At 62.8% G+C, this 16875-nt stretch carries 17 protein-coding genes; 2 read left to right on the forward strand and 15 right to left on the reverse strand.

Annotated elements, in window-relative coordinates:
• Positions 1-133 precede the first annotated feature (133 nt).
• From WCJ41_RS10610 to rpoZ, 15 genes are all read right to left on the reverse strand, one after another.
• Complete coding sequence (locus tag WCJ41_RS10610) at positions 134-814, reverse strand: ABC transporter ATP-binding protein (protein ID WP_336905828.1); 681 nt, start codon at positions 812-814, stop codon at positions 134-136.
• A complete protein-coding gene (locus tag WCJ41_RS10615) occupies positions 811-2121 on the reverse strand; it encodes a lipoprotein-releasing ABC transporter permease subunit (protein ID WP_336905829.1) in 1311 nt (436 codons plus the stop codon). The genes WCJ41_RS10610 and WCJ41_RS10615 overlap by 4 nt, the downstream gene beginning before the upstream one ends.
• A complete protein-coding gene (gene proS / locus WCJ41_RS10620) occupies positions 2121-3446 on the reverse strand; it encodes a proline--tRNA ligase (RefSeq protein ID WP_336905830.1) in 1326 nt (441 codons plus the stop codon). Before proS ends, WCJ41_RS10615 begins: the two co-directional genes overlap by 1 nt.
• Before the next feature lie 382 nt (positions 3447-3828).
• Positions 3829-5271: a hypothetical protein gene (locus WCJ41_RS10625; RefSeq protein WP_336905831.1), complete on the reverse strand. Its 1443-nt coding sequence runs from the start codon at positions 5269-5271 to the stop codon at positions 3829-3831.
• Between the two features lie 160 nt (positions 5272-5431).
• On the reverse strand, positions 5432-7249 hold the full coding sequence (locus WCJ41_RS10630) for a PKD domain-containing protein (RefSeq protein ID WP_336905832.1): 1818 nt from the start codon (positions 7247-7249) through the stop codon (positions 5432-5434).
• Between the two features lie 164 nt (positions 7250-7413).
• Positions 7414-7689, reverse strand: coding sequence for a DUF1467 family protein (locus tag WCJ41_RS10635; RefSeq protein ID WP_336905833.1), 276 nt, complete (start codon positions 7687-7689; stop codon positions 7414-7416).
• A complete protein-coding gene (mce, locus tag WCJ41_RS10640) occupies positions 7686-8090 on the reverse strand; it encodes a methylmalonyl-CoA epimerase (RefSeq protein WP_336905834.1) in 405 nt (134 codons plus the stop codon). Before mce ends, WCJ41_RS10635 begins: the two co-directional genes overlap by 4 nt.
• A gap of 49 nt (positions 8091-8139) precedes the next feature.
• Positions 8140-8865 (reverse strand): DNA repair protein RecO, encoded by a 726-nt coding sequence (recO, locus tag WCJ41_RS10645; protein ID WP_336905835.1) that lies wholly within the window; start codon positions 8863-8865, stop codon positions 8140-8142.
• A gap of 3 nt (positions 8866-8868) precedes the next feature.
• Positions 8869-9783: a GTPase Era gene (gene era / locus WCJ41_RS10650; RefSeq protein ID WP_336905836.1), complete on the reverse strand. Its 915-nt coding sequence runs from the start codon at positions 9781-9783 to the stop codon at positions 8869-8871.
• A complete protein-coding gene (gene rnc / locus WCJ41_RS10655) occupies positions 9780-10469 on the reverse strand; it encodes a ribonuclease III (protein ID WP_336905837.1) in 690 nt (229 codons plus the stop codon). Before rnc ends, era begins: the two co-directional genes overlap by 4 nt.
• 7 nt (positions 10470-10476) lie before the next feature.
• Positions 10477-11289, reverse strand: a complete 813-nt coding sequence (gene lepB, locus WCJ41_RS10660; protein ID WP_336905838.1) for a signal peptidase I — start codon at positions 11287-11289, stop codon at positions 10477-10479.
• 131 nt (positions 11290-11420) lie between these two features.
• Positions 11421-11819, reverse strand: coding sequence for a holo-ACP synthase (gene acpS / locus WCJ41_RS10665; protein ID WP_336905839.1), 399 nt, complete (start codon positions 11817-11819; stop codon positions 11421-11423).
• Positions 11816-12400, reverse strand: a complete 585-nt coding sequence (gene pyrE / locus WCJ41_RS10670) for an orotate phosphoribosyltransferase (RefSeq protein ID WP_336905840.1) — start codon at positions 12398-12400, stop codon at positions 11816-11818. The genes acpS and pyrE overlap by 4 nt, the downstream gene beginning before the upstream one ends.
• A 4-nt stretch (positions 12401-12404) precedes the next feature.
• Positions 12405-14573, reverse strand: coding sequence for a bifunctional (p)ppGpp synthetase/guanosine-3',5'-bis(diphosphate) 3'-pyrophosphohydrolase (locus WCJ41_RS10675; protein WP_336905841.1), 2169 nt, complete (start codon positions 14571-14573; stop codon positions 12405-12407).
• Positions 14574-14700: 127 nt separating this feature from the next.
• Positions 14701-15108 (reverse strand): DNA-directed RNA polymerase subunit omega, encoded by a 408-nt coding sequence (rpoZ, locus tag WCJ41_RS10680; RefSeq protein ID WP_336905842.1) that lies wholly within the window; start codon positions 15106-15108, stop codon positions 14701-14703.
• A 114-nt stretch (positions 15109-15222) separates the two neighbouring features.
• Between rpoZ and WCJ41_RS10685 the strand changes: the two genes are divergently transcribed.
• Together WCJ41_RS10685 and WCJ41_RS10690 are read left to right on the forward strand one after the other, a co-directional pair.
• The gene (locus WCJ41_RS10685; RefSeq protein WP_336905843.1) at positions 15223-15708 is read left to right on the forward strand and encodes an isoprenylcysteine carboxylmethyltransferase family protein; all 486 of its coding nucleotides are present in this window, start codon (positions 15223-15225) and stop codon (positions 15706-15708) included.
• Between the two features lie 76 nt (positions 15709-15784).
• Positions 15785-16606 carry a DUF2066 domain-containing protein gene (locus WCJ41_RS10690; protein ID WP_336905844.1) on the forward strand — a complete coding sequence of 274 codons (822 nt, stop codon included), beginning with the start codon at positions 15785-15787 and terminating at the stop codon, positions 16604-16606.
• Positions 16607-16875: the final 269 nt, after the last annotated feature.

Genomic DNA, 16875 nt, shown 5'->3' on the forward strand with positions numbered 1-16875 from the left:
TTGATTCGTAACGATTGTTTTTGGGCGAGACGGGGTTCTCGGCTAGCCCCCTACCTGAAGCGTCCAAAAGCGGCTCCTGACCGGTTTGAGCGCCTTCTCAGGGGGCCACCCACCAGTCCGATCATCCGTCTGCCTAGACGATCATGCCCCGTTCGAGCCTGGCAATGCGGCTCATGCCCTCGGCCAGGTCGAGGTTATGGGTGGCGACCAGGGCACCGAGACCCTCGTCCTCGATGAGGCGCAGGAGTTCGTCATGGACCCGGGCGGCGGTCTCGGGGTCGAGATTGCCAGTGGGTTCGTCAGCCAGCAGGAGCAGCGGCCGATTGGCCAGCGCGCGGGCGATGGCGACACGCTGCTGTTCGCCGCCGGAGAGTTCCGACGGGCGGTGCTCGAGCCGTGGCTCCAGACCAAGGCGGGTGAGCAGGTCACGCGCGCGATCCTTCGCGGCGGGCCGGGTTGCGCCGGCAATGAGTTGCGGCATCATCACGTTCTCCATGGCGGAGAACTCCGGCAACAGGTGATGGAACTGGTAGACGAAGCCGATGCCAATGCGGCGGATGCGCGTCCGCGCCTTGTCGTCGAGCTTGGAACAGTTCTGACCGGCAATGAACACTTCGCCTGCGGTCGGGGCTTCCAGGAGGCCGGCGATGTGGAGCAGCGACGACTTGCCGGACCCCGACTGGCCGACGAGCGCCACGATCTCCCCCGCCCTGACAGTCAGATTTAGGTCCTTGAAGACGTCGAGGCGGCCCCTGCCCTCTGCATAGGAGCGGGCAACGTTCTTCAATTCGAGGGCTGGCGTAATCTGGTTCATTCGTAGCGCAGCGCCTCGACCGGATCGAGCTTGGCGGCGCGCCAGGAGGGATAGAGCGTTGCAGCGAAGGACAGGGCCAATGACATCGCGACGATCAGCACCGTCTGGTAGGAGTCCATGCGGGCGGGCAGCTGGGCTAGGTAATAGAGCTCCGGATTGAACGGATCGACGCCCGACACCCAGGAAATGAACTGGCGGATGCGCTCGGTGTTAAGGCAAATGAGCAGGCCGACGATGAAGCCGCCGAGCGTGCCAGCCGTGCCGATGGCCGCACCGGTCAGGAAGAAGACGCGCTGGATGGCGCCGCGGCTCGCCCCCATGGTGCGCAGGATGGCGATATCACGCCCCTTGTCCTTCACCAGCATGATGAGGCCGGAGATGATGTTGAGGGCAGCAACGAGGATGATCATCGTAAGCACAAGGAACATCACGTTGCGCTCCACTGCGAGCGCGTTGAAGAAGGTGGAGTTGCGGTCCTTCCAGGTGGACAGCGCCATGTTGTCGCCAGCCGCCGTCATGAGCGGCGTGGTATATTGATCGACACTGTCCGGATCGTCGACCATCACCTCGATCTGGTTCACGCCATTGTCGGTGACGAAATAGTCCTGCGCCTCGGACAGCGGCATGTAGATGACGTTCTCGTCATAGTCCGACATGCCAACCTTGAAGATCGCCGTGACCGGATAGTCGCGGATGCGCGGCGCGTTGCCGATGACCGTGTCCGGCCCGTCGGGCGAGATGATAGTGATGCGCGAGCCCAGACCGAGTTGGTGGCGCCATGCCATGCGCTCGCCAATGGCCACACCACCCGATGTGTCGAAGCCCTTGAAGGAGGGCGTTTCGTCCGGGTAGTAATCCTTGTTGAAGGCGGTGCGCAGATCCTTGTTGTTGAGGCTCGGTAGCTTCTGGATGTCAGCCTCGGAAATGCCGCGCACCAGCGCGCCGGTGTTGTTGCGAAGGCTCGAAGCCATGGCCTGACCTTCGACCAGCGGCACCACACGCGTGACGCCGGGAACCTTGGCGAGCTTGTTGGCAAGCTCCTGGTAGTCGGTGATCGGCGAAACATCCGCGTGATAGACGCTCACATGGCCCTGGAAGCCGAGGATCTTGTCCAGCAACTCGCCGCGAAACCCATTGAGCACCGCCATGACGACGATGAGCGTCGCCACCCCGAGCAGGATGCCCAGGAACGAAAACAGCGAAATGACGGAGATGAAGCCTTCCCGGCGGCGCGCCCGCAAATAGCGCCCCGCGAGCATCCACTCGAAGGGCGCGAAGGGCTTGGTGTCGGGGAGGCTCTTGTCCATCACTTGGCGAAGCGGGCGACCAGCTGGTCGATCGCGACGTTCTCGCGTTCGCCCGTCCTGCGGTTCTTCACCTCGGCGATACCGTCCTTCAGGCTGCGCGGGCCGATGATCACCTGCCAGGGCAGGCCAATCAGGTCCATGGTACCGAACTTGGCGCCTGCCCGATCGTCGCGGTCGTCGTAAAGAACGTCGACGCCCTTGGCTTCAAGCGCCTTGTAGATCTTCTCGCAGGTCGCGTCGGTATCGGCATCGCCGACCTTGAGGTTGATGAGGCCGACCTTGAAGGGGGCAACGGGCTCCGGCCAGATGATGCCGGCCTCGTCATGGCTCGCCTCGATGATGCCGCCCACGAGGCGCGAGACACCGATGCCGTAGGAGCCCGACTGCACAGGAACCATCTTGCCGTCCGGCCCCTGCACCACCGCACCCAGTGGTTCCGAGTACTTGGTGCCGAAGAAGAAGATGTGGCCCACTTCGATGCCACGGCCCGTGACCCGGCGGTCGGCCGGCACGCGCTTTTCGTAGTCGGCCTGGTCATGCATTTCGGAGGTGGCGGCATATTTGGAGGTGAAGTCGTCCACCACCTTGGCCACCGCCTCGACGTTGTCGTAGTCGATCTCGAAGGCCTGCCAGTCCATGTCGTGGAAGGCACGGTCGAGGAAAACCTCCGATTCGCCGGTATCGGCGAGGATCAGGAATTCGTGGCTGTCCTTGCCGCCGATGGGGCCGGTTTCGGCGCGCATCGGCACGGCCTTCAGGCCCATGCGGGCGAAGGTCCTGAGGTAGGACACGAACATCTTGTTGTAGGAGTGCTGGCCGGCCTCGCGCGTCAGGTCGAAGGAATAGGCATCCTTCATCAGGAACTCGCGGCCGCGCATCACGCCGAAGCGCGGGCGCACCTCGTCACGGAACTTCCACTGGATGTGATAGAGATTGCGCGGCAGTTCCTTGTAGGACTGGACACCCTGACGGAAGATGTCGGTGATCATTTCCTCATTGGTGGGACCGAACAGCATGTCGCGGTCATGGCGATCCTTGATGCGCAGCATCTCCTTGCCATAGGCATCATAGCGGCCGGATTTGCGCCACAGGTCGGCAGGCTGGATCGTGGGCATCAGCACCTCGATGGCACCGGCCCGGTTCTGCTCTTCGCGGACGATCTGCTCGATCTTGCGCAGCACACGGTAGCCCATCGGCAGCCAGGAGTAGCTGCCAGCCGCCTCCTGGCGGATCATGCCGCAGCGCAGCATGAGCTTGTGGGAGACGATTTCCGCTTCCTTGGGATCGTCGCGCAGAATGGGCATGAAATATTGGGACAGACGCATGGGAATCCTGCTTCGGAGAGGTTTGCGGCCCTTTTACGGGAAACGCCCCGGAACTCAAGCGAAGGGCGGCCCAATCCTGGAGAAAGCGTTGCGGCCCACGCGGTGAAATTCAACCTAGGATATAGGCTAACTTGCCCACGGCACAGCGCAAATTGTGTCGAGGATGTGACATTTTTAACGTGACAAGCTCAGGTCTTGTGATAGCTTTTCTAACAACAAGAAAAGAAGACCACGGTAAGCACTTCAAGGTGACCCAGGTCTGGGGAGGTTGGTTCCGGGCGCGCCGCAAGGCAGCTGCCCCGCCGGTACGGTCACCGGCAGAAGAGGAACCTAAGCGTAAAAGACAAGGGCGAGGCCTCAAGCCTCGCCTTTTTCTTTTGTATCAGCGCAAGGTCGTGCCGCGCGGGACGTGGATCACGGCATATTTGTCGGAATAGACCCTCTGCCAGCCTCTCATCCGATTGAGGGACGCAACACGCGCATCTCCCGGGGGAAGAAGCGTCCAACCGATCTTGTACTTGCGTAACGCCTCCGTGAGCTGCCAGTCGGTGGCAGGCCCTGACATGAAGGTATTGGCAAACCCGCCGAGGAAGAGCCGGTCCGTCCGCCCGTCGATGAATGTGGGGATGCCGTTGAAAATCAATGGACCGCCAAAATTATAGTGATTGAAGACATTGCCCGAGATGCCGCGGGTCTTGACGAAGGACAAGGCGCCAGAAAGCGCGACCTTGGCTGGGGGCTGGGTGCTGAGCACCAGCGCCTGCAGAAATGCAACCACAGCAAGGCCAGCCACCAGCAGCACGGCAAGCGGACGGAAGGACGCGATCAGCCTGCTCTCCAGCGCATCACGGCGCTGCATGCGCCAAGTATCCAGCGACAACCTCGGGAACTGGCGCGCAATCTCAGGTGCGACGATGACCGGAAGAAGCGTGAAAAACAGAAAGACAAAGCGCACATGTGTCAGAAACATATGTAGCAGAAAGAGAAGCATAAGCGTGCGTGCGAGACCGAGCCTAAAGCCATTCGTCAAAGCCACGAAGATGAAGATCAACATCGCCGCCTCCTGCATGACGCCATCCTGCGCGCTGAAGGGTTGCCATTCCTGGATGAGCGCTACAGTTTCGTTGGAGCCTGCAACGGTCCACGTCGACAGGATTGCCTGCCAGCCATACGGATGAATGAGGCTCACCAGTGGACAGAGCACGATGAACACCAGCCACTTCACCAGTTCTCCAGGCCGTGCCATCCGATTGCGTTCGACAAAATCAAGAAAGGCGAATGCAGCAATGACGATGCCCAGCGTAAAGGCGGCATGAAGGTTCGCCCAGACGACAAGGAGAATGAGCAGGCCAAGGTGCGGTGCCCTGCCCTTCCATGAGGCAGACAAAAGCTGATGGGTCCAAATCACGGCAAGTGCCAGCGTGAGCAGGTGCGGTCGCGCCGTCAGCGCCGGCCCTGCAAGCGCCATCCCGAGCGTGGAGGCTGCCGCAGCATAGAGTGGGCTCAAGTACTGGGACAGCGCCCAGTAGAGCGCCCCTGCGGCCAGTGCCATGGCTGCGGCAGTGACCAGCATGATGCCGTTCCAGCCTGCGGCGGTGAAGCCCGCGTAGAACAGTAACTGCGAAAGCCATTCCTTGGCGATCCACGGGGCGCCGGCAAAGCTGTGCGAGAAGGGATCAGTTGTTGGAAAGGCGCCATGCTGCCAGATCCATGAACCAGTCGTGATATGCCACCAGATGTCGGGGTCACCAATCAGTGACTGGCGCCACACAGCTGCAAAGACCGCCCACAGCAGCAGGACCAGCAGGCCATAGGCCGCTCTCACCTGCCCAATTCCGAAGTGCCCCGCCTGATCTGGCAAAGAAGACTGCATATTGTTCCCAATCTGTCGCCGCAGACCATCAAGGACATTTTCAAGCGTCCTCATTCATTCAATGACAAGACTCGCGCCAGGCTTGCGCTCCGGGGATTATCGGCAGACCTCTTCAGACAGGGGGATCGTTCAAACCCGGGTTGGCAGTGACGCTGACCAGGCGTGGCGGCGCCTGCGTGGTGAGGCCGGTGTCAGCGGTCACACGCAGTGTCACCGTGTATTTGCCCACGGTCGCGTAAGTCTTCCGCAGGGGGCCGGGTGTTGCATCATCGCGCGTCGTGCCGTCACCGAAATCCCAGCGGTAACTCTTGATCTGGCCGTCGTCGCCCAAGGCTGAGGCATCGAATGTAATGGTGAGCGGCGTGCTGGCCGCTTTCGCGGAGAAGATGGCGCTGGGCGGACTGTTTGACGGCGTGGTGAAGCTGCCCGTGAGCGTGTAGCCGCCGACGCTGCCATAGCTCGAATAGCCCGTCACCTCAGGATCGCCTTCGCCAGTGCCACTTACTTCAAGAAAGTAGTTGCCGGCCGTGGTGATGTTAAAGCTGATCGAGGCGCTGAGGTCCTGCGGCGGCGCTTTGCTTTCAATTTGCGTGCCTTGAGAGTCTAGCAGCCTCAACTTCAGGTCGGCATTGGGCCCCAGGGCCGCGGGGTTGACCTGCGCGGTAAGCGTGCCGACGCCGGCTTTCAGGTTGAAAACATCTTTATCTGCCTCAGAAGTGATCACACCTTCAAAGGACGCACTGCTTCGTCCATTGCTGCTTTCGACCGGCAACCACGCCGAATCGGCGGTGCCATTGCCTGCTTCGTCGGCCCGCAGCGGAAGACCGCCACCCGTGATGACCAGAAAGTCATCCTGCTTTCCGCGGGGAATGCGCAATTCATCGAGGCTGCTTGCATTCGCGTATTCCCCCTTGCTGAATTGGCGCAGCGGCCTTCCGGACAAGTCCCCCATGATTGGAACCCAGCCATTCACTGGACTGTCGCCCTGGCCAGGATACAAATCATTTATGCTCCGCGTACCGGCCGGGAAGAGGCCAAGTGCTGCGCCAATCTCTCGCGATGCACTGTCAGCGAGGTCCGGACTGACCGGGTTCAGTGTCGCGAAGGGCTGCTCTAGGTCGCAGAAGACAATGGAGGGCTTTCCGGAATCGTCATTAAAATCAAAAAATGAGCCATTTTGAGTGATTCCTTCATCGGTGTTGTCCCACTCGCTCGCATTCCGGGTGAACAGAACTTCGGTGCCGTAGACGAGGTCGTCTGAGCCGGTCCGCGTGATGCGCGACTGGAGAACTGGCTCGGTGGTGACATCGACGTCGAAGGGCGCATAGTCCTCTGCCACGCGTTGCCAGATTTCCTGGATGATGCGGCGTTCGGCATCTGAGTAGAGCAAATCATTCGCATCGATGCTGAACGGCGGCACGACGATTGTGGGTAACCCTCCGTCTTCGATGTAGAAGTAGTTTGCAGGTGTCAGCGTCTTTCCAATGAAATTCAGATAGATGGTCTTGAGGGCGCCAGGCTTGCTGTGGAGCTGCAACGTCTGCTCAAGGGGGATCGCCGCAGGACTGGCCGAAGCCATGCCGAGGTTTGCGGCAGCCGAGGACATGCTGAAGGTCGCGGCGGCCATTGATGCCGCAGTCTGCCTTCGGGCTCGCGGCGAAACAGTGTAGAGCCGCCCGTTTCGCGCCACGTGCAGGGCGTTGCTGGACAAGAGCTGCTGGCGCAATTCATCGGCCGTCTTGCCATAGAATGCCGCGACATCCGGCAGCTTTGCGCCCAGTGCGGACACGGCGGCGGCCCCCGTCGCGCCGGACGTGGAAAGCGTGACCGCAGAGAACACCTTCGGCTCTGCCGCCTCTGCCAGACCAGCTGCGAGCGACGAGACCCCGAACAACAAGAGCAAGAAAACCGGGCGGATGAAACAGACCAAGAGAATACCTTCTCCACAGCCACCGCACGCCAAGAACGGTGGATTATGCAAGCAGAGATTGCTCTATCAGCTGTAAATGATTTGGGCAATGAATTGGTGCCACCCGGCGCCCAATTTTGCTCAAATTGCTTAATGCAGGGCCGCGGATGGCGTCAGCCCCAGGCTCAATCCGTGGTGATCGCCTTCACGAAGGGAATGTCGTCGAACCCGATCCAGTGATAGGTGACCTGGCCGTAAATCACCGAGAACAGGATGGCGGATAGGATGGTGGTGGCCAGCACCTTGCGCCACAGCATGGGCTTTACCGGCGCGCCATGCTCATTGCCCTGCTCGACTGCCTCTCCGGCCTCGTGGGCATTGCGCACACCCCATGGCAGAACCATGAAGAGGCACATCCACCAAGTGATGAAATAGATTGCGATCGCGCTGCCGAGCTTCATGCCTGCTCCAGTTCGACAAGCGTGCCGCAGAAATCCTTGGGATGCAGGAACAGCACCGGCTTGCCGTGGGCACCGATCTTCGGGTTGCCATCGCCAATGACCCGCGCGCCCTGCGCCTTCAGGTGGTCACGCGCCGCGAGAATATCGGCCACTTCGTAGCAGACGTGGTGAATGCCGCCGCTCGGGTTCTTCTCAAGGAAGGCGTTGATGGGCGAGGCCTCGCCCAGGGGTTCCAGCAACTCGATCTTGGTATTGGGAAGCTCGACGAAGACCACGGTCACGCCATGGGCGGGCTCGGCCTGCGGGGCTGACACGTTGGCCCCCAGCATGGAGCGGTAGACCTCGATCCCCTTGGCAAGGTCAGGCACCGCAATGGCCACATGGTTCAGACGTCCGAGCATGGTCAAATTCTCCTGTCGGGGCGGTATGTAGGGGTAAGTCGACCAGGGCTCAATGCGGCTTTTCGGCCAGTACCCGGATGATCCAGCCCTGCTGCTCCGGGAATGTGACGCCGCGGGGCTCGAACAGGTGGCGGTCGAGGAAATAGGCGGCGAGCTTCAGCCCGTCGATGACGTCGCGGCCCGGGGCTGCCGCACCGCTTTCGCGCAGGAAGGCGGGCAGCGCAAACAGCCGGTCGCGGAATGGCTCTCCCGCCTCCGCGGAGACAGCCTTGCCGCTCTTGGGCGAAACATAAACGAGATGCTCGCGGCTGCCCGAGGCGCCGCATTTGGAGAGATCGAGGCCAAATCCCAGCTCGTCGAGCAGGCCCAGTTCCCAGCGCACCAGCAAGGCCGGCCAGACCGTGTCATTGTCGATGGCATCAAGCACGATGCGCAGCGCTTCGTAGACGCGCGGATGCGGCTCGCGCTCCGGCAGCAGTTGGGCCAACGCGGAGAGGGTTGCGAGACCCGCGAGCCGGAAGGGCTCCTCCATGATGGCGCCGGCCTTCAGGTCGAGGGGTTCCAGCACGAAGGTGCCCAATTGCTCCTCGAGCCTGGCGCGCCACACCACCTGCACGGCATTGCCGGCCTGCAACACCGGGCGCTGCTGGCGGGAGCGGCCGCCGCGCACCAGGCCCAAGACGCGGCCATGGCCTGCCGTGAGGATTTCGGCAATCGCACTGGTTTCGCCGTGGCGGCGGACGGACAGGATCACGCCCTCGTCACGCCATTCCATGGCTCAGACGTCGAGGCCCATGTTGCGCAGGCGCTCCTTGTCCTCGGCCCAGTTCTCGCGCACCTTCACAAAGAGGAAGAGATGCACCTTGCGGCCGAACTGCCGTTCCATTTCCTCGCGCGCCTTCTGGCCGAGGAGCTTGATGGTCTGGCCACCCTTGCCGAGCACGATGGCCTTCTGGCTGTCACGCTGGACGAAGATGATCTGGCCGATCTTGACGGAGCCGTTCTTCTGCTCCTCCCAGGTCTCGGTTTCGACGGTGGATGAATAGGGCAACTCCTCGTGCAGGCGCTCGTAGATGACCTCGCGGGTCATCTCGGCGGCCATGAAGCGAAGCTGGACGTCAGCGACCTGGTCCTCGGGGTAAAGCCACGGGCTCTCCGGCATCTTGGCTGCCAGATACTTCAGCAGGTCCTGCGTGCCGGAGCCATTGAGCGCGCTCACCATGAAGGTCTGCTCGAAGGGATAGGCGCCGTTGAATTCGGTTGCCACTTCCATGAGCCGCTCGCGCGACATCAGGTCGATCTTGTTGATGACGAGCACGGCCTTGGTCTTGGTGTGCTGGAGATGCGCGATGATCTCCTTCGCCTCGTCGGTGAGTCCGGGCCGGCCATCGATCAGCAACACCACCGCATCGGCATCGCCAGCACCACCCCAGGCATTGTCGACCATGGCGCGGTCAAGCGTGCGCTTCGGCTTGAAGATGCCGGGCGTGTCGACCAGCACGATCTGGGAATTGTCGTACATCGCGATCGCCCGGATGCGGGCGCGCGTCGTCTGCACCTTGTGGCTGACGATCGACACCTTGGAGCCGGTGAGCTGGTTCACCAGCGTGGACTTGCCCGCATTGGGAGCACCAATGATGGCGCAGAAGCCGGCGCGGGTGGGGCCCGTGGGCTTGGTCTCTTCTTCGCTCATCGTCTGATCCCTTCGCGTTTCAGGAATTGCTCGGCGGCATCCATTTCCGCTCCGCGCTTGCTCTTTGCCGTGCCTTCGGCCGGGGCGCGGTCCTTGACCTCGACCTCCACGACGAAGACCGGCTCATGCTCCGGCCCTTCGCGGCTGACCAACGTGTAGCACGGGATCGGCAGGGCGCGCGCCAGGGCCCATTCCTGCAGGAAGGTCTTGGCATCCTTGACCGCCGCCTTGGGCGCCTTCAGCTGCGCGTCCCAGCAGCGCAGCACGAAGCCGCGCGCCTGTTCGAGACCACCGTCGAGATAGATCGCAGCGACCAGGGCCTCCATCGCGTCGCCAAGCACGGTGCGGTTCAGGTTCATGCCCTTGGCGCGCTCGCCCGCGCCGATGATGATCAGGTCTGACAGGCCGATTGTGTCGCCGGCGTCAGCACAGGCCTCGGACCTCACGAGGCTGCTCAGCACGTGGGTGAGTTGGCCCTCGCCATCCTTCGGGTGGTTGCGGAACAGGTGCTCGGCGATGATCAGGCCCAGCACGCGGTCTCCGAGGAACTCGAGCCGCTGGTAGTCGCCCTTGTGCTTCTGCGTCGAACCGTGGGTGAGTGCCTCGGTCAGCAGCGCCTCATTGCTGAAGCGATAGCCGAGCGTTTGCGAAATCTCGTCCAGCCGGGCCGGTGTGAAGCTGCTCAAGGCCTTCTCAGATCAGCGTGAAGAAGCGGTTCCAGCGGATCGCGAAAGGCCACTCCCACACCTGGAACAGGCTTGCATCAGGCGACACGGAGAAGAAGATGATGTCGGCGCGGCCGACGAAGTTCTCCAGCGGCACGTAGCCCACGCGCGGATAGCGCGAGTCCTGCGAGTTGTCACGGTTGTCGCCCATCATGAAGTAATGTCCGGGCGGAACGATGTATTCGTCCGTATTGTCGGCATCGCCCTCGGGCTCGGTATCGAGCACGCGGTACTGGACGCCGTTGGGCAGGGTTTCGAGATACTGCGGAACCGGCGCCTGGAGGCCGGGTTCGGAGGGGTCCACGAAGTCCTCGATGCGCTCCTTCTTGACGGCCTGGCCGTTGATGTAGAGCACCCCGTCGCGCACCTGGATGCGGTCACCCGGGAGGCCGATCACCCGCTTGATGTAGTCGATGTTGGTGTCGGTCGGCAGCTTGAAGACGGCCACGTCGCCGCGCTTCGGGTCATCGGCCAGCACGATGCGACCGGGAAAATCGAGGTTGCAGCAGGACACGATCTCGTGCCCGAACAGTCCCAGCGAGAAGTTGAAGGAATAGCGCCCGTAGCCATAGGACAGCTTCGACACGAACAGGTAGTCGCCCACCTTGAGGGTCGGGTACATGGATGCCGAAGGGATGTTGAACGGCTGGTACAGGAAGGTCCGGACAACGAAGGCGATGAGCAGCGCCTGGATGATGACCTTGACGGTTTCCCACAAACCGTCCTCTGACTTGCGCCGCGTGTCCTGTGCCGCCGCCATCTCGTGGTCTTTCTTATGCATTTTGCCTGGCCATCAATCGCCGGGCCTACAGAATCCCGGCTATAAACCGTTTCGCGGAGCGGATGCAACGCAGCCGCATTCAAGCACGTCCACTGTTGCCAAATAGTGACAGTGAGACGGTGATTCCAGCCCTATTCCGCCAGCGCCTCGATCATCACGAAGGCGTGGGCATAGGGGAAGTCATCGGTGATGGTCAGGTGGATCCGGGCCTTGTGGCCCGGGGGAACCAGGCTGTCCAGCTGGTCTCTCGCCCCGCCGCTCAGCACCATGGTCGGCTTGCCGGAAGGTTCGTTCACCACGCCCATGTCCTTCCAGAACACGCCTTTCCGGAAGCCCGTTCCCAGCGCCTTGGAACAGGCCTCCTTGGCGGCGAAGCGCTTGGCATAGGAGGCGGCGCGCTGGGCGCGCTTCTCGGACTTGGCGATCTCGACATCGGTGAAGATGCGATCGATGAAACGCGGTCCGAAACGGATGAGCGTTTCCTCGATCCGCCGGATGTCGATCACATCATTGCCGATGCCGATGATCATTTCAGGCCGCGGCTCCCTGGCTTGATGGCCGGAATGGCTGCGAGCTCAGGCGGCAGCTTGTCGACGGCATAGGTGGGGATGTCGAGGCGGGTCAAGGCCGCCAGCGGCACGCCGATGTCCGCCTTGCCGCCCGACCGGTCGATCAGGCAGGCGGCCCCCACCGTGACACCACCCTCCGCGTTGATGCCTTCGATGCATTCACGCGAGGAAAGCCCGGTGGTGACAATGTCCTCCACCATGACGACGCGAGCGCCCTTCTCGATGTTGAAGCCGCGCCTGAGCACCAGCTTGCCGTCCACCCGTTCGAAGAAAATCGACGGCACCCCGAGCTGGCGGCCCATCTCGTAGCCCACGACGACGCCGCCCATGGCGGGCGAAGCCACGAGGTCGATGTGGCCCTTGACCATGGACCGGACCTGTTCGGCGAGCACCGCACACAGCCTGGCGGCACGTTGGGGGTCCATCAGCACCCGCGCGCACTGCAGGTAGCGGTTGGAGTGGAGGCCGGAGGAGAGGATGAAGTGTCCCTCCAGCAGTGCGCCGGCGGCGCGGAATTCGTTCAGAACCTCGTCTTGCGTCATCTTTCTATCCTGTCTTGCGGCTCACGTCGCTGACGGATGGTTTGCCGCGCAGCGAAGTCATGATTTCGTTGAGATGCTTGAGGTCATGAACCTCCAGCGTGATGTCGACGTCGTAGAAGTCACGCGCGCCCTCGCGGGCCACCATCATCAGCGCGTCGATGTTGCCGCCGAGGTCGCTGATCGCCTGTGTCACCTGGGCAAGCGAACCCACCTCGTTGAGGATGGTGACGGTAAGGCGCGCCGGGAAGCGCTGCTCCTCGGCACCCGTGTCCCATGCGAGGTCCACCCAGCGTTCGGGCTGGTTGTCGAACTGCTCCAGCGCCTTGGCGAAGATCGGGTAGATGGTGATCCCCTCCCCCGGCATGAGGATGCCGACGATGCGCTCGCCCGGCACCGCACCCGTCTCGGGCGAGATCTTGAGAGCCGTCGTCCGCGCGACACCGCGCACAGGCACGGAGAGCGCCGGATCGGTCTTTTTGGACGGCGAGTGACGGCGCAGTTCCTTGAGCTTCGTATCATCGATGGTGTGGCCCATGGCCTTCAGCATGTCGATGGCGGACAGCTCGCCCCGCCCGATGGCTGCCAGTGCGTCATCGACATTCTTGTGGCCGACGCGCGCAATGGCGGTGGACACTTCCTTCGGCACATAGGTCTTGCCGATCTTGGCCAGCATCTTCTGCACGATTTCATGGCCGAGGCCTGCGAACTGCTTGCGCGCTGCAGCGCGCGTGGCGCGCCGGATGGCGGCGCGGGCCTTGCCGGTGACGGCGAGCCCCTCCCAGGCGGCAGGCGGCGTCTGCGCGTCGGAGCGGATGATTTCCACCTCGTCGCCGTTTTGCAGTTCGGTGACCAGCGGCGCGTGGCTGCCATTGACCTTGGCGCCCACGCAGCTGTCACCCACCGAGGTGTGCACCGCATAGGCGAAGTCGATGGGCGTGGCACCCTTGGGCAGCGCGATGAGCTTGCCCTTGGGCGTGAAGCAGAACACCTGGTCGTGGAACAGTTCGAGCTTGGTGTGCTCGAGGAACTCGCGCGGGGATTCACCCTCCTGCAGCATCTCGACGAGATGACGCAGCCAGCGATAGGCATTGGACTCGGCGGCGGGCGCCTTGAAGCCGTCGAGTGCCTCCTTGGCGTCGGGCGCATCCTTGTAGATGTTGTGCGCGGCAACGCCGCGCTCGGCGATTTCATGCATCAGCCGCGTGCGGATCTGCATCTCGACGCGCATGTGGTGCGGGCCGATCACCGTGGTGTGGATCGAGCGATAGTCGTTCTGCTTCGGGGTCGAGATGTAGTCCTTGAACCGGCCGGGCACCGCGCGATAGGTGCGGTGGATGATGCCGAGTGCGCGGTAGCACTGGTCCACCGTGCCGACGATGACGCGGAAGCCAAAGATGTCGGAGAGCTGGCCCAGCGACAGGAGCTTCCGCTCCATCTTCCGGAAGATCGAGAAAGGGCGCTTCTCGCGGCCGGAGACCTCGGCCTTGATGCCGTTCTCCACCAGCTTCTGCGTCAGCTCCTGCTCAATGGATTTCAGGATGCCGCCGGATTCGGCATGGAGCTTGGCGAGGCGGTCGATGATGATCTTGTAGGCATCGGGGTTCAGGACCTTGAAGGCGATGTCCTCCAGCTCGTCCCGCACCGCCTGCATGCCCATGCGGCCGGCGAGTGGGGCATAGATGTCCATCGTCTCCTGCGCGATGCGCACGCGCTTTTCCGGCCTCACATGCTCGAGCGTGCGCATGTTGTGGAGGCGGTCGGCCAGCTTCACCAGCAGCACGCGCACGTCGCGCGACATTGCCAGCAGCAGCTTCCGCAGGTTCTCGGCCTGGGCGGCTTCCTTGGTGACGAGGTCCAGCTTGGCGATCTTGGTCAGGCCGTCGACCAGCGACGCGATCTCGGGACCGAATTTTTCCTCGATTTCCTGATGGGTTGCCTCGGTGTCCTCAACAGTGTCGTGAAGAAGGGCCGCCGCGATGGTGGCCGAGTCGAGCTTCATCTCGGTGAGAATGGCGGCGACTTCGAGGGGGTGGTTGAAATAGGCCTCGCCCGAGGCCCGCTTCTGGTTGCCGTGCGCCTTCATGGCATAGACATAGGCGCGATTGAGGAGGTCCTCATCCGCATCCGGGTCATACTTGGTGACCCGCTCGACAAGCTCGTACTGACGCATCATGGCGTGATCTTAGCGCGGAATAATCGTTTGGCGAGTGTGGTTTGGCCGACGTGCCACTTTCGCGCACCACATATGAGAAAGGCCGGACCCCTGGGGCCCGGCCTTGAAATGCAAAATCCGCAGAAGCTCAGTAGCCGTTGCGCTGGCTCCCCGGGCTTTCGGCCGGGGGCATGCCCTCGAGGCCACGCAGGAGGTCTTCCTCGGTCATCTGCTCCATCTCGACGTCCTCTTCGACGGCGTCGTTGATCACGGACATGTCGCCAGACTGCTGGATGAGCGGCACTTCGGTCGCCTCCGGCTCGTCCACTTCCACATGCTTCTGCATGGAGTGGATGAACTCTTCGCGGAGATCCTCCGGAACGATGGTCTCGTCGGCGATCTCGCGCAGCGACACGACGGGGTTCTTGTCATTGTCACGTTCGACGGTGATGGGAGCACCCTGCGAAATCAGGCGGGCGCGATGGGCGGCCAGCAGCACGAGTTCGAAGCGGTTCGGGAGCTTGTCGATGCAGTCTTCAACGGTGACGCGCGCCATGGGGCTCGTGCACTCCTTGTGAATGAACGGGAATTTCCCGCTCTTAGGGGGGTTTTGCGGCCAAATCAAGCCCGCCCTTGACTTTGTGGACACCCCCACCCTCAACTCAAGCCCATGACCGACCTCAAGGACCGACCCAATACCATCCCCTGGCCACCCCTCATGTATGCGGGCGCCGCGCTTGTCGCGCTGGGGTTGCAGGCCCTGCTGCCCCTGCCATGGCCCGGCGGGCCCTGGGCGGCGGTGCTGGCAATGGCTGGCGTGTTCCTCGCTGCCGCGGGGATCGCGCTTGACCTTGCCACCATGCTGGCCTTCCGGCGCCACCAGACGACCGTCCTTCCCAACCGGGGGGCCACGCGCCTCATCACCGACGGGCCGTTCCGCTTCTCGCGCAACCCGATCTATGTGGGCAACACGCTGCTGGTTGCCGGGGCTGGCCTCATCTTCGGCGTGGCCTGGCTGATCCCGGCGGCGTTGGCCGGTGCCTTCGCCACCAGCAAGCTGGCCATCGTCCGCGAGGAACAGCACTTGGCGCTGCGCTTCGGCCAAGCGTGGTCGGACTATGCCGCCCGCACGCCGCGCTGGCTGTTCGGGGTCTGACGGTCACCGCCCAGTTCGATGGACCCTGCCCGCTTCCTGCCCTAGTGTTTCGACTGGCCAGCCGGGGTCGCGCCGCATGCCATTCAACCGCCGAACATTTCTCAGCCTTGGCAGCGCGATAGCGCTGGCGAGGCCTGCTAACGCCTATGTGCTGGCGGAACTCTGCCGCGGCCGCACCATCGTCACCGGCCGGCGGGATGAGACCCGCATTCCCGGCATGGTGCGCGCCCTTACCCAGGCGCTGGTGCGTGTCTCGGGCGATGCACGCGTCGCCGCCAACCCCGCACTCGCCGAATTAACCCGGACGCCAGAGGCACCGGTGATCGACTACACCTACCGCGACCTCTATGCCTTCCGCCCGATCATGGACGAACAGGGCACGCGCGACCGACCCTATGAGATGACGGTTCGCTATGACCCGCTGAAGATCGACGCGATGCTGGCTGCCATGGGATCGCAGCCATGGCTGACGCCGCGACCGAACCTCGTTGTGTTCCTGGCCGTTCGCCATATCGGCAGCACCTTCCTGCTCGCCGCGGCAGGAAGCCAGGGTGAACTGATGCGGCAATCCTTCCAGGATGCCGCCTGGGCTGCCGCGATGGATGTCGTTATCCCCACCCGCGCAACCATCGCCAAGTCGGAACTACGCGTCGATGACATGCCCGGCGCAACACCGGCAGCGCTGCTGCCTTTCGTCGATCGCAAGCTGGGGCAAATTCCTCTGCTGGGCACGCTTGCGTGGAGCAAGCCGTTGCTGGCCTGGAGAGCAACATGGCAACTGAATACTAACGGCACGTCGCACAACTGGGGCATCGAGGGCGTGAACTTCGATGCCGCCTTCCGCAACGGCGTGGGAGGTGCCGCGCAGATCCTCTCAGGCAATGGCGATCCCGCCTGAAGGGGCAAGGGCCGCACCCGGAGGAGCGGCCCCGCAGGCTGGAGCTGTTCCAGCCGGGTTTCAGGCGGTCAGTACCCAGTACATCCGTGGTGTGCCGAACCGTCCGAAGCGACGTTTCTTGCCTGGCCTGGGCTGTGCGAAGCTTGACAGACAGGCGCCCTCTGCGGGTGAGCGTCATGATTTCCGCCTGTGGCGCCACGGCGCGCCCCGGTGTAGACAGCCAACCGGCCAGCGGGCGTGGCGGAACGGTAGACGCAGCGGACTTAAAA

This window comes from Aestuariivirga sp., assembly GCF_037139295.1.
Lineage (GTDB): Bacteria > Pseudomonadota > Alphaproteobacteria > Rhizobiales > Aestuariivirgaceae > Aestuariivirga.

What these genes read in the sequence shown, in the direction of transcription:
- recO (WP_336905835.1), bottom strand. Translation starts at nt 8,865, where the DNA reads ATGGAATGGCGTGACGAGGGCGTGATCCTGTCCGTCCGCCGCCACGGC.
- WCJ41_RS10685 (WP_336905843.1), top strand. Translation starts at nt 15,223, where the DNA reads ATGACCGACCTCAAGGACCGACCCAATACCATCCCCTGGCCACCCCTC.
- WCJ41_RS10615 (WP_336905829.1), bottom strand. Translation starts at nt 2,121, where the DNA reads ATGGACAAGAGCCTCCCCGACACCAAGCCCTTCGCGCCCTTCGAGTGG.
- WCJ41_RS10635 (WP_336905833.1), bottom strand. Translation starts at nt 7,689, where the DNA reads ATGAAGCTCGGCAGCGCGATCGCAATCTATTTCATCACTTGGTGGATG.
- WCJ41_RS10675 (WP_336905841.1), bottom strand. Translation starts at nt 14,573, where the DNA reads ATGATGCGTCAGTACGAGCTTGTCGAGCGGGTCACCAAGTATGACCCG.
- acpS (WP_336905839.1), bottom strand. Translation starts at nt 11,819, where the DNA reads ATGATCATCGGCATCGGCAATGATGTGATCGACATCCGGCGGATCGAG.
- mce (WP_336905834.1), bottom strand. Translation starts at nt 8,090, where the DNA reads ATGCTCGGACGTCTGAACCATGTGGCCATTGCGGTGCCTGACCTTGCC.
- era (WP_336905836.1), bottom strand. Translation starts at nt 9,783, where the DNA reads ATGAGCGAAGAAGAGACCAAGCCCACGGGCCCCACCCGCGCCGGCTTC.
- rpoZ (WP_336905842.1), bottom strand. Translation starts at nt 15,108, where the DNA reads ATGGCGCGCGTCACCGTTGAAGACTGCATCGACAAGCTCCCGAACCGC.
- proS (WP_336905830.1), bottom strand. Translation starts at nt 3,446, where the DNA reads ATGCGTCTGTCCCAATATTTCATGCCCATTCTGCGCGACGATCCCAAG.
- pyrE (WP_336905840.1), bottom strand. Translation starts at nt 12,400, where the DNA reads ATGACGCAAGACGAGGTTCTGAACGAATTCCGCGCCGCCGGCGCACTG.
- lepB (WP_336905838.1), bottom strand. Translation starts at nt 11,289, where the DNA reads ATGCATAAGAAAGACCACGAGATGGCGGCGGCACAGGACACGCGGCGC.
- WCJ41_RS10690 (WP_336905844.1), top strand. Translation starts at nt 15,785, where the DNA reads ATGCCATTCAACCGCCGAACATTTCTCAGCCTTGGCAGCGCGATAGCG.
- WCJ41_RS10610 (WP_336905828.1), bottom strand. Translation starts at nt 814, where the DNA reads ATGAACCAGATTACGCCAGCCCTCGAATTGAAGAACGTTGCCCGCTCC.